This is a genomic window from uncultured Sphingomonas sp. (assembly GCF_913062585.1).
Classification (GTDB): domain Bacteria; phylum Pseudomonadota; class Alphaproteobacteria; order Sphingomonadales; family Sphingomonadaceae; genus Sphingomonas.
In genome coordinates this window covers 50,138-62,518 of the sequence record NZ_CAJXWX010000007.1, presented here as the reverse complement: position 1 = coordinate 62,518, position 12,381 = coordinate 50,138, and the positions used below count along the sequence as shown (strand labels likewise).

Here is a 12,381-nt window from a genome sequence, read left to right as displayed (position 1 = left end):
CGTTTCGTGACCAATCGCTCGCGGGCCTTGCATCGCGAACCGGGTGGCATAGGGTGGCGGTATCATGCCGCGCATCCGCACCGTCTTGTTCGTCTGCAGCCAGAACAAGCTGCGCAGCCCGACCGCCGAACAGATATTTTCGCGTCGCGCCGATCTGGAAGTCGATTCCGCAGGCACCAACCATGATGCCGAGCACCCCGTCACGGCCGAGACGCTGGGCTGGGCCGATGTGATCGTCGTCATGGAAAAGGCGCATCGGGCCAGGCTGCAACGCCGGTTTCGCGCGGCGCTGGGCGGCAAGCGGATCATCTGCCTGGATATCCCGGACGATTTCGCCTTCATGCAACCCGAACTGGTGCAGTTGCTCGAGACGAAGCTGGCCCGCCACCTGCCTGTGCCGATGGGAGCCGGAGCCTGATCCACCGGGTCGCGCTGTCGCTGGGCCTGCTGGCGCTGCTGGGCGGCTGCACGCCCCGCGCGCGCGCGCCTTCGACGCTGATCCTGTGGGCCTGGGAGCGGCCCGAGGATCTGCGCTTCGTCGCAGCCCCCGCCGAGGTGGCGGTGCAGAGCGGCTTTGTCGAGCTCGTCGGCGACCGGGTGGTCGCGCGGGGGCGGCGTCACCCTTTGCGGGTCGATCGCCCGCCCGCCATCGTGCTGGTCCATGTCCAGATCGACGAGTCGCGGCGGCTCGCCTGGACGCCGGAGTTGCGCCGCTGGACCAGCGCGGCGGTGCTCCATTACGCGACCCGGATCGCCGCGCCGATGGTGCAGATCGACTTCGAGGTGCGCGCGTCGCAGCGCCAGGCGCTGCTCGAGGTACTGACCGACCTGCGCCGTGCACTGCCCCGCACCACCCGCCTGTCGATGACGGCGCTGGCCTCGTGGTGCGATACAGAGACATGGCTCGACGCCGCGCCGGTCGATGAGATCGTGCCGATGCTGTTCCGCATGGGACGGGGCGATCACATCATCCGTGGCAGGCTGGCGAAGGGCGGGGATTTTCGGCATCCTCGCTGTCGGACGGCTCTGGGAATCGCGACCGATACGCCCGTCCGGCGCGCGCCGCCGGGACGACGCGTCTATCTGTTCGATCCGCATAGCTGGACGCCGGGCGATTTCGCGGCGGTGCGCAGGGAGGTCGAGGGGTGGCGATGAGGGGATGGCGGTCGGCGGGCGTTCTGGTGCTGGCCGTGGCGCTGGTCGGGACGCGGGTCCTGGCCTCGGGCGGGCCGCCGCCCATGCCGCATTATGTCCAGTCGACACCCCAGGACGCGGCCGAGCGCGCCGCGCTGGCCGATGGGCGGATCGGGATCGTGAAGGTCGATGCCGGGGACGCACTGCTCTATCTCGACTGGCGGGCGCTCAACGGCCTGACCATCGGTCCGGCTGCGACCCGGGCGCTGACAAACCCCTGCTGCGGATCGCGACCCGACCGCACCATGATGGATTGGGTGGCGGCGCGGCGAGCGGTTGCGGGGGCGCAGCCCGATGTCTTCTATATCGCGACCGAGCGCGAGGGGCCGGACTATACCGCCATCCCGACCTGTTTCGACGACGCCTTCGCCACCGCGACCGCGACGCTGAACGACCGGGTCCGGCGATATGGCGCGGGCTCGGCGGCAGTGCGTGCCTGGCTCGCCGGGCAGGACGCGGTGTTCGAGGCGTGCAGCAAGCCGGGCGTGACCCTGCCAGCGCTGCCAGCCGACGCGCCCGCCTGGTTGCGCGCGGACCGGGCTTATCAGCTCGCGGCGCTGGCCCTGTATGACGGGCGATATGGCGATGCGGCCAGCCGTTTCGCCGGAATCGTGCGCGATGCCGGATCGCCCTGGGCACGGACCGGCCTCTATCTAGAGGCCCGCGCTATCCTGCGCGGCGCGCTCGCTACGCCTGATCCGGCGGGGTTTGCGGGCGCCCATGCCGCGATCAACCGCCTCGCCGCCGCCCCGGCGGGCACGTTCGGTCGGGGCGAGGTCGGGCGGATGCGCCAGATCCTGGAATATCATGAGCATCCGGCGCAGCTTCTGGCACGGCTGGGCGGGCAACTGGGCGAACGCGCGCCGATCCCCGATATCGCCGCGGCCTTGCGCGACTATATGACGCTGGCCGACAAAGCGACGGCCAGGCCCGAGGAGGCGGACTGGATCCGCACGCTTCAGTCACGGAAGCGGGAAGAGGCGCTCGTCCATGCCGCGGCGCGCTGGGCTGCGACGCACAAGTCCGCCTGGCTGGTCGCGGCCCTGACGCTCGCCCAATCCGGCGATGCAAGCGCACCCGCGCTGGCCAGGGCGGCCGAGGCCGTCGCGCCGGACGATCCGGCCTGGCTGACCGCCCGCTATCATGCGATCCGGTTGACCCTTGCGTCGACCGATCCCGCGATCACCCGGGCATCGGTGGAGCGGGTGCTGGCCCGGCAGGACCTGGCGCTGTCCGATCGCAACATCTTCACCGCCGTGCGCGCGCAGTTTGCGACGTCGCTCGCCGATTTCGCACAGGCCATGCTGCGTTCGCCCTATTGCGAGCCCGGCAGCGCCACCTGCGTCGAGGCGATCTGGCCGGGAGGCGAAGGGCTGGTCGGGCGGTTGCCGAGCGGCCGCTTCGTCGGCTTCGGGGCGGAGTCGCGCGCGATCATCGACCGGCTGCCGCTCGCCGAGCGGATCGCGCTGGCGGCGGACATCGCGATCCCGCGCGAATTGCGCCTGGACCTAGCGCTGACCGGCTATGGCCGGGCGGTGCAGTTGCAGGACCATGTCGCGATCGACCGGCTGGCGACCCTGTTGACGACGCTGCTGCCGCAATTGGCGCCCGACTGGCGGCGGATCGTGCGGACCGCCCCCGGCGCGGACAAGCAATTCGCCGAGGCCTTCGTCATGGCCAAGATCCCCAGTATCCGCGTCGACCTGACCGATTATGCCCGGCCGGTCGGCACCGTGCCGCAATTCGCCGGTTACTGGGTGGACTGGCTGGTCATCCCGCGCGGCCGTGCGACGGCGGCGGTGCGCTTCCCATTGGCGGGGGCCTATGACGTCGGCTTCTATGATGTGCCCAGCGACGATCAGCAGGAGCCCATCGACCTGACCTGCCTGTCGCACTGTGGACCGGGTGGCTTCCCCCTGCGTCTGCCCGGTTTCGCGGTTGCTGGGCTGCCCCGCGCCCAAGCCGAGCGGCGCTACTTCGTGTTCGGCGGGGCGGGCCCGAATCCACGCCTGGCGCATTCGCTCTGGGGGGACATGCTGGCCTATGTCCGTGCCCATCCGGGCGATCCGCGTTCGCCGGAGGCGCTGTATCGCCTGATCCGCGTGGCGCGCTGGGGCGGCAATCACGATCATCTGGGCAAGCGGGCCTTCCACCTGCTCCACGACCGCTATCCGCGTTCGGTCTGGACCCGGCGGTCGCCCTATTATTACGATTAGGTCCGCTGGCGTCGCAACGCGGGCAGGATTAGAATGGCGGCGATGCGGGCGTCGCCTTCTTCTCGGTCCGGGTCTCGGCTGGCCTCCTGGCGGCTGGTCGCGGCGGTATTCCTGCATTTCGGGATCGTCGCCTATCTGATCTCCGTGGTGCCGCTCAGCCTGCTCCTGGCGCCCGGGGGATCGGGCGTGGACGGTGTCCTGCGGCTGGGCCTGCGGTTCAGCGCGGTCTTTCTGATGCTGTTCCTGACGCTGGGATGCATCGCCGTCGCGGGCGCCGCGATCCTCGACGCCCGGGCGCGTCGTCAGGTGCGGAGGGCCACGACGCCCGACGCGATCCTCTCTCGGCAGCGTCTGGCGAGCGCGACCGACTCGGCGGCCCTGCTCGACTCGGGGTGCCAGGATCGTCTGGAGGCGATCGGGGCGCGGGGCTGGGACCATGAAGATCATCGGTACCAGGCGTTGGCGCGCGACCTGGAGATCGTAGTGCGGACCACCGCCACCGCGCTGGCCGAGGCCCCGCCCGAACGGCGAACGGCCATCCAGGCGCAGGCGGCGGACACGCTTGCCCTGATCCATCAAGCACTTGGCGAGCTGACCGACGAGCGTGCCCGTATCGCCGCACGCGACGCGGATGCCGCCGCCCTCTATATTCGGCGTCGTTACGAGCCCGCCGATTTCACTATCAAGCCCGATTGAAGAGGCGTAGAAGCGGCGCGGGCGCTCAGGGGGCGCTCTTTACAGGTCCCAAGGACACCTTCCTCAGATGGCAAATACTTTCGTGCTCGGCGCCGCGGCTGTCGTGGCTCTTGTCGTCGTTTGTCTTTTTATTGCCTCCCGCATGATACGCTATGTCGGTAACAATCGTGTCGCGATCGTCGAGAAGATCTGGAGCCGCAATGGTTCGATCACCAGCGGCCTGATCGCCATGAATGGAGAGGCCGGTTACCAGCCCGACGTACTTCGCGGCGGCTATCACTTCTTCGTGCCGTTCCAGTATAAGGTCCATGCGCAACCGCTGGTCACTATTCCACAGGGCCAGATCGGCTATGTCTTCGCGCGTGACGGTGCGCCGCTGGGGCCGACCCAGACGCTGGCCAGCAATGTCCGCACCATCGACTTTCTCGACGTGCGCCGCTTCCTGGCCGATGGCGGGCAGAAGGGGCCGCAGCGCACGATCCTGCGCGAGGGCACCTATGCCATCAATCTCGCCCAGTTCGTCATCATCACCCGCGAGCAGATTTACGGCCTGATGCTGGAGGCGAACGACCCGCAGCTCTTCGCCGAAATGCAGAGCGTGATCGAGAGCCGGGGCGGCTTTCAGGCGGTGGTCATCAAGGATTCGGCCGACCAGATCGGCATCGTGACCGTGCATGACGGCCCTGCGCTGACCGCCGACCATATCATCGCGCCCGAGGTCGGCACCGATCAGGCCGATCCGGCGACCTTCCACAACAGCTTCCAGGACCCGGAGAAGTTCATCGCGGCGGGCGGTCGTCGCGGGCGACAGCTGCAGGTGCTGGTCGAGGGCAGCTATTTCATCAACCGCCTGTTCGCGACCGTCGAGATGGTCGCCAAGACGGTGATCGAGATCGGCCATGTCGGCGTCGTCATCAGCTATACCGGCACCGACAATGCGGACACCTCGGGCGACGATTATCGCCACGGCGAGCTGGTCCCGCGCGGGTCGCGCGGCGTCTGGTCGGAACCTTTGCTGCCGGGCAAATATGCCTTCAACACCTATGCGGGCAAGATCCTGATCGTGCCGACGACCAACTTCATCCTGAAATGGGATGAGGATGTGACCGGCCAGCACAAGCTGGACGAGAACCTGTCCCAGGTGTCGCTGATCACCCGCGACGCGTTCGAGCCGACGCTGCCGCTCTCGGTCGTCGTGCATATCGACTATCGCAAGGCGCCGCTCGTCATCCAGCGCTTCGGCGACATCAAGAAGCTGGTCGAACAGACGCTCGACCCGATGGTGTCGGCCTATTTCAAGAATGTCGCGCAGAAGAAGACGCTGATCGAACTGCTCCAGGACCGGTCCGACATCCAGGAACTGGCAGGGGCGGAGATGCGCGCCAAGTTCGGCGCCTATAATCTGGAACTGCAGGAGGTGCTGATCGGCACGCCGCGCGCGGCGGCGGGCAACGACCAGATCGAAAAGGTGCTGCAACAGCTGCGCGAGCGTCAGGTCGCCGAGGAACGCGTCGCGACCTATGAGAAGCAGCGTATCGCGGCCGAGGGCGAAAAGGCGCTGCGCGAGGCGCAGGCTCGCGCCGAGCAGCAGACCGCGATCACCGGCTCCGAACTCCAGATCCTGGTGCAGGAAAACCAGGGCAAGGCCGCACTGAAGCGCGCGATGCAGGAGGCCGAGCAGACCCGCACCATCGCCCGCGCCGAGGCCGACCGCATCCGCATCACCGGCGAGGGCGAGGCGGCGAAGGTCGTGGCGCTGGCGGCGGCGGAAGCGGACCGGATCACCAAGACCGGCCTCGCCACCGCCGAGACGATCGAGAAACAGGCGGCCGCCTCGGGCGGTGCGCAGTACCAGCTGACCCGTCAGGTGATCGAACGGCTGGCCGAAGCACTGGAGAAGTCGGGCGTCGACATCGTGCCGCGGGTGCAGATCAACACCGGCGGTGCCGGTGGCGGCGAAGGGGCCAGCAGCCTTCAGGCGCTGATCGGGATGATGCTGTCCGAAAAGGGCACCGCGATCCTGGCGGGCCCGGCGGTCGCCAACGACCGCGACCCCAGCCGCCCGGTCGCGGCGGAGTGACGAAACGGGACCGGTGCAGTTTGCGCATCGGCCCCATTCGTTTTTCGAGGCATCTTTTCAATAGTGACAACGCTCGCCTAAGATATGGCGGATGACGATCGCCGGGGAAATGGTCGCTGAGGGGGAAGTGATGGCGGAGATGCCGACGGATCAGCTGCGGGATCGTGAAAATATTGTCACGATCGACCATGTCTCCAAGAGTTTCGGCGACAAGATCGCGCTGAACGATATTTCCTTTGTGATCCCCGAGGGCCAGATATGCGGCTTGCTGGGTCCCAATGGCGCAGGCAAGACGACGTTGTTCCGGTTGCTCATGGGGATATTGAAGGCGAGTTCGGGCAGCCTGCATGTCGCCGGGCTCGACGCCTTTGAGGATCGGGTGGCGGTCAAGCGGCTGATCGGCTTCCTGCCCGACGAGCCGGTCTTCTATTCCTATCTGTCCGCGCGCGAATTGCTGGAACTCAGTGCCGGGATGCACGGCCTGGATGTGGAGGCGGCGATGGCGGCGATCATGCCGGTCGCGCAGCGGCTGCGGCTGGCGGGCGAGCTCGACAATTATGCCGAGGATTATTCGCGCGGCATGAAGAAGAAGCTGGGGCTGCTGCTCGCCATGCTGCACGCCCCCCGCCTGCTGGTCCTGGACGAACCGACCAACGGGCTGGACGTCGAGTCGACGCACCTTTTCTACGACCTGATCACCGAGACGGCGGCGGCGGGCACGACCATCGTCTTTTCGACCCATTTGATGGACCATGTCGCCCGGCTGTGCAGCCATGCCGTCATCATGGGCGAAGGCGCACTGATCGCCAGCGGATCGCTGGGCGCGCTGAAGGCGCGATATGGCGAGGATGATCTGGAGGCGCTGTTCCTGAAGCTCACCGCGCGGCCGCACGCCGCATGATGACGGGGGACGCGGCGCCAGGTTTCTGGCGGACGGTCTGGTTGCTGCTGAAGGTGTCGCGGCGGCGCGCGGGCGGGCGCCAGTCGCGACAGCGGCAGTTGCTCAACAACCGGCGCGTGAACTGGGCGGCGAATCTGGGGTCGATCGGCGCGATCCTGTCGCTGCTCTTCATGCTGCTGCTCCACGGGCTCGCCGCCTTTTCTGTCATGACGGCGGTCGAGGCGGGGCAGGTCGCCCGCGCCCGCCAGCATGGGCTGATCCCGGTGCGGCAATGGTTCTACAACGACGCAGGCACCGCGCGCCAATATATCGTCAGCGACCAGAGCTTCCGGTCGGAGGCGGAGCATATCGCGCATGAGGATGGCGGCGACGAGGACGCGATCGAGGCGCAGCTGCGCACTTTGGTCGCCCGATCGGGCAACCGGCATCTGGTGCCCCGCGACGATGCGGCGCCGGGCCTGTCCGCGCTTCCCCGCTCGGGGGCGCTGGCGTCGATGCTCGGCTCGATCATCCTGATCTGGTGGTTCGCCATGGTCGTGTGCCAGGGCGAGGGGCTCGACCTCGATCTCCAGCGGCGACGGCATCCGATGTGGGAATGGCTGCTCAGCCATCCGATCGGTGCAGGCGCGGTGTTCCTGGCCGAGATGCTGGCCCCGCTGGCCGCCAATCCGACCTATTGGGCCGCCCCGGCCTTTCCGGGCATCCTGTACGGCGTGACCGGAGGTCCCGAAATGGGGGTGGCGGCCGCCATCCTGATCGGCATCCCGCTGACCGTGGCGGCGGCGTGCGTCGGCAAGGCGCTGGAGATCGGTGCGATGCTGCGCCTGCCGCTGCGCAGTCGCGGCGCGGCGATCGGGATCATCGGCTGGTTCGGCTATGCCTCGATGATCCTGATGTTCTTCGTCCTGCGGCTGATGCCCGGTATCGCGCATGGCCTGGCCGGCTGGGTCGATGACGGCGACCGAAGCTGGCCCGTGCTACGGCTGTTCCTGGGCATGGACGCGGCGGGCGAGGTGTCGCTCTGGCGCGGAGTGGCGCTATGCGGCGCGGTCAGCGCGGTCCTGATCGCCGCGGCGGTCGCGTTCAGCGCACGGTCGGTGGGCCAGGGGCTGAGCGGCGCCTTTTCTTCGGACAGCGCCCCCGTCCGGCCGGGCAAGGCGATGCGCTTCGGCCGCGATCCGCTGTTCCGCAAGGAATATCTGTGGTTCGTCCGCGACCGCAGCGCCTTGGTCCAGGTCTTCCTGATCCCGGTCACGGTGGCGGGCATCCAGCTGATCAATTTCCGCGATGTGATGGCCCATGCGGCGGATTCGTGGAATTTCTGTGCGCGGCGGGCATCTTCTTCGGCACCTATTTCCTGTGGATATTGGGGCCGAAATCGCTGACCTCGGAAGGGTCGGCGCTGTGGATCGCGATGACCTGGCCGCGCGGGCTGGAGGCGATGCTGAAGGCCAAGGCGTGGCTGTGGTCGATGATCGCGAGCATCCTGGTCGGCCTGGTCCTGCTGTTCGCCGGCTGGATGTTTCCGGGCGACGCGTGGAAGATCGCGCTGCTGGGCGTCGCCTGGTTCCTGTTCGCGCGCAGCATGGCCGAAAAGGCGGTGACGCTCGTCACCATCGTGTCGGAATCGGGCGAGCCGCAGAAGGTCCCGCGCGGTCGCCTCTGGGCGGCGCAGCTCGGCATGTTGACCTTCGCGATCGGCGTCATGACGCAGCAATGGAATCTGGTGATCGTCGGCATCGTCTATTCCTGGATCACGGCGGCGGCGATGTGGGAGAATCTGCGCGCGCGGCTGCCCTATCTCTACGATCCCTGGTCGGAGCATCTGCCGCCGCCGCCGACCCTGATGCACGCGATGGTCGCGATCAGCATCCTGATCGAATGCAATGCGGTCATCACCGCCGCGACCTTCGCGTTCGACAAGGGCAGCATCGCGGTGGCGCAGAGCCTGGGCTATGCCGTCTGCGCGATCGGCGTGTCGATCGGCATGGCCTCGTTCCTGATCAAGCGCGGGGTCGAACCGGCGGCGATCTGGTGCTGGCGGCACGGGGACGGGGCGGAGGAGTCCTGGGTCCGGCGTTACATCGCGGGCAATGGCCGCGACCTGCTATGGTTGGCGGGGGCGGTCGGCGGCGGCCTAGTGCTGGCGGCGGTCGCGCATGTCTATTTGATGGCGATATCGACCATGCCTTGGGCGGCGGAGGCGATCCAGGCGGCGCGCAGCCGGATGGACCCCATTCCCGGCATGGCGACGGCCTATGCGGTGATGGCGATCCTGATGGCGCCCTTTGCCGAGGAATATCTGTTCCGGGGCCTGTTGTTCCGGACGCTCGACCGGCAATGGAAAGCCTGGGGCGGCTGGGCGGCGGTGGCGGGGTCGGCGGCGTTCTTTGCCATCTACCACCCCTTTCTGTCCTGGCTGCCGGTCGCGCTGCTGGGGGCGGCCAATTGCGTGATCTTCAAGCGGTCGGGGCGGCTGGCCCCGGCGATCCTGCTCCACATGACCTATAATGCGGTCGTGATCCTGTGGACGTGACGCGCCGGGGCGAGGCTTAGAGTCTGATCCGGCAAAGCTGGATCGGGGCGGCACCAGCCCACTCCCCCACCCGACCGCCCATTCAGGATACGCTGTGGGCGGTCGGGTGGGGGAGTGGGCCGGTGCCGCATCCACGTCAGTGGATCAGACTCTAGCTTACCGGGCGGCGGGCAGCTTGGGCTTGACGTAGCGGTCCAGCCAGTCGGTCATCTGCCACAGCGTCTCCTCGGTCGACTCCAGCGCGCGATAGCCGTGCGGCTCGTTGGGCAGGACGACATAGCGGACCGTCGCGCCATTGCCCTTGAGCGCGGCGTACATCCGCTCCGACTGGATGGGGAAGGTGCCGCTATTGTCGTCCGCGCCGCCATGGATCAGCAGGATCGGCGCCTTGATCCGGTCGGCGAAGGTGAAGGGGCTCATCTTCGTATAGGTGTCGGTCGCCTGCCAATAGGTGCGCTGCTCGGCCTGGAAGCCGAACGGGGTGAGGGTGCGGTTATACGCCCCCGACCGCGCGATCCCGACGCGGAAGAGGTCGGTATGCGCCAGCAGATTGGCGGTCATGAACGCGCCGTAACTGTGCCCGCCCACCGCCATGCGGGTGCGGTCGGCGACGCCCAGCTTCACGACGGCATCGACCGCCGCCTGCGCGTCGGCCTGAAGCTGCTGGACATAGGTGTCGTTGGCCTCCGCGCCGCCCTCGCCGATGATCGGCATGGCGGGGTTGTCGAGGATCGCATAGCCCTGGGTCAGCAGGAACAAATGGCTGATCCCGCGCGGCCGCACGAAGCGGTTGCCCTGGTCGACCGTCTGCCCGGCGACCTTCGCATCGGTATATTCGGCCGGATAGGCCCAGAGCAGGGTCGGCAGCGGCCCGTCGCGCTTGGCGTCGTAACCGGCGGGCAGATAGAGTGAACCCGACAGCGGCAGGCCATCGGCGCGGCTATAGGTGATGGTCCGCTGGGTCACGCCCGCAAAGACCGGCGCGGGATCGGTGAAGCGAGTGACGGGCTTCAGGCCGCCGCCCTTCACCGACCGGATCATGTAATTGGGGACGAGCGTCGCGCTTTCCCGCCGGGTCAGGACGCGGTCGGCCCTGTCGTCCAGCATGGCGACGATGGTCTCGTAATAGGGGGGCTTGGCGGTCCACAGCCGTGTCTGCTCGCCGCCGGTTAGTTTCATCGTCGCCAGGAAGGGGAAGGCCCCCGCCTTGGTCGCGCCCTCGCCGGTGACATAGACCGCGTCATGCGCCGGGGTGAAACGCATCACCGGCTTGCCCGCCGCATTCTCCTCGATGACCGGGCGGCCGGGATCGCCATATTGATCCTGATAATTGCGGGTCAGTAGCATCCGCGCCTCGCCCGGACGACCCGGCGAGACCGCCAGGCGATGTTCGGTGCGCGAGCGCCATTCGCGGTCGACGACCATCGCGAAGCCGTCATCGCCCCACATCGTCGTGGCATAGCGGGCGGGCGTCTTGGCCAGTTCGACCGCAGGCCGGTCAAAGGGCGCGGCCTGCATCATCACCTTGTCGTGAAAGGCGATTTTCGCGCGCGGATTGCCGCCGTCGAGCGCCTCGGCCCAGACCAGGGTGGCGGGTGCGTCGGCGCGCCATTCGGCGTCGCGCGGGCCCTTTACGGTCGCGTCGAAATCGACCGGCAGGTCGTCGGCCAGCGGCCGGTCGACCAGCGTCTTCACCGGCTGCCCGTCGACCGTCGACACGGCGATTTCGGTGGGGAAGAAGCGGGCAGGCAGCAGATAGGAATAGGGGCGCTTCAACCGCTCGGTCAGCAGATAGCGGCCATCGGGCGAGACGCTGAAATCGGCGATCAGCCCCGGCGCGCCGATGGCCTGTGCGGTGCCCGACAGGTCGATCCGCATGAGCTGGCCGGTGAAGTAATAATCGAACAGCGCCTCGTCATGCGCATCGCTCAGCAGATCCTCATAGGTGCGCGCGGCCGAGGTCCGGCCGCTGCTTTCCTGCACGATGGGCCCGCTCGGGGTCGGATCGGCGGCGGGCGGCGCGCCCCTGTTCGGCACGACCATATAGGTGATCAGCGCATGGCTGTCGGGTGTCCAGGCAAAGGGCGTGCCGAAGGTGCCGTTCAGCCCCTTGGCCACCGCCCGTGCCGTCCCGTCGCGGTTCGCGATCCAGAGCGACAGGCCGTCCGGCTCCTGCACGTAAAAGGCCAGATGCGCCCCGTCCGGCGACCAGTCCGGTGCGGCGAAGCGCGTGCCCTTGGGCAGATTGACCGTGATCGTCTTGCCGGTCGCCATATCCTGGAAACTCAGCGCATTGAGCCACTGGACCCGCACCTCGGCCAGGCCGTTGGTCGCCGGGTCGATGCGATAGCCGCCCAGCCGCAGGATCGGCTTGGACAGATTGGCGATGGAGGGCAGGTTCTCGCGGCCCAGTATCGCCATGGTGCGATGATCGGGGCTGAGCGCGACCGCCGGGGTCGGCGGGGCCTCCAGCGCGCGGGCGATGGCATCGGGTGCGCGGTGATAGCCGGTTGCCCCTTGCGCGCCGGCCAGCGAAGGCGAGGCGATGGCGGCCGTGGTGGCGAGCAGCATGGTGACCAGGCGAATTCCGACGCGCATTCTCAACCCCTTATTATGATTTACGCCCGGTGTGGCATGTCCGGCCGCCGGGCACCAGAAGCCAGGGCAAGTATGGCAATTCAGGTCTCGCAAGATTTGCGACGGATTTGCGACAAATTGTTACAAGTTGTAGAATAGGAATGTTGAAGGTTATTCCGCA

The 12,381-nt window shown here is 67.6% G+C and carries 9 protein-coding genes; 8 read left to right on the top strand and 1 reads right to left on the bottom strand.

All coding sequences use genetic code 11. The features are described 5' to 3' along the window. Positions 1 to 64: 64 nt before the first annotated feature. The 8 genes from QZ546_RS06900 to QZ546_RS06865 all read left to right on the top strand — a co-directional run bounded on the left by QZ546_RS06900 (position 65) and on the right by QZ546_RS06865 (position 9,623). On the top strand, positions 65 to 418 hold the full coding sequence (locus tag QZ546_RS06900) for a low molecular weight protein tyrosine phosphatase family protein (RefSeq protein ID WP_294235851.1): 354 nt from the start codon (positions 65 to 67) through the stop codon (positions 416 to 418). 143 nt (positions 419 to 561) lie between these two features. Continuing rightward, positions 562 to 1,155 carry a hypothetical protein gene (locus QZ546_RS06895; protein ID WP_294235850.1) on the top strand — a complete coding sequence of 198 codons (594 nt, stop codon included), beginning with the start codon at positions 562 to 564 and terminating at the stop codon, positions 1,153 to 1,155. Then, positions 1,152 to 3,410, top strand: a complete 2,259-nt coding sequence (locus QZ546_RS06890; RefSeq protein ID WP_294235849.1) for a hypothetical protein — start codon at positions 1,152 to 1,154, stop codon at positions 3,408 to 3,410. Before QZ546_RS06895 ends, QZ546_RS06890 begins: the two co-directional genes overlap by 4 nt. 33 nt (positions 3,411 to 3,443) lie before the next feature. Beyond that, positions 3,444 to 4,106, top strand: coding sequence for a hypothetical protein (locus tag QZ546_RS06885; RefSeq protein WP_294235848.1), 663 nt, complete (start codon positions 3,444 to 3,446; stop codon positions 4,104 to 4,106). A gap of 142 nt (positions 4,107 to 4,248) precedes the next feature. Continuing rightward, positions 4,249 to 6,186: an SPFH domain-containing protein gene (locus tag QZ546_RS06880; RefSeq protein ID WP_294235847.1), complete on the top strand. Its 1,938-nt coding sequence runs from the start codon at positions 4,249 to 4,251 to the stop codon at positions 6,184 to 6,186. Between the two features lie 91 nt (positions 6,187 to 6,277). Continuing rightward, positions 6,278 to 7,087 carry an ABC transporter ATP-binding protein gene (locus QZ546_RS06875; protein ID WP_294235846.1) on the top strand — a complete coding sequence of 270 codons (810 nt, stop codon included), beginning with the start codon at positions 6,278 to 6,280 and terminating at the stop codon, positions 7,085 to 7,087. Further along, on the top strand, positions 7,084 to 8,472 hold the full coding sequence (locus tag QZ546_RS06870; RefSeq protein WP_294235845.1) for a hypothetical protein: 1,389 nt from the start codon (positions 7,084 to 7,086) through the stop codon (positions 8,470 to 8,472). The genes QZ546_RS06875 and QZ546_RS06870 overlap by 4 nt, the downstream gene beginning before the upstream one ends. Beyond that, the gene (locus QZ546_RS06865; RefSeq protein WP_294235844.1) at positions 8,400 to 9,623 is read left to right on the top strand and encodes a CPBP family intramembrane glutamic endopeptidase; all 1,224 of its coding nucleotides are present in this window, start codon (positions 8,400 to 8,402) and stop codon (positions 9,621 to 9,623) included. Before QZ546_RS06870 ends, QZ546_RS06865 begins: the two co-directional genes overlap by 73 nt. Positions 9,624 to 9,779: 156 nt before the next feature. On the opposite strand, the gene QZ546_RS06860 is transcribed toward QZ546_RS06865, so the two are convergent. After that, the gene (locus QZ546_RS06860; protein ID WP_294235843.1) at positions 9,780 to 12,221 is read right to left on the bottom strand and encodes a prolyl oligopeptidase family serine peptidase; all 2,442 of its coding nucleotides are present in this window, start codon (positions 12,219 to 12,221) and stop codon (positions 9,780 to 9,782) included. Positions 12,222 to 12,381 lie beyond the last annotated feature (160 nt).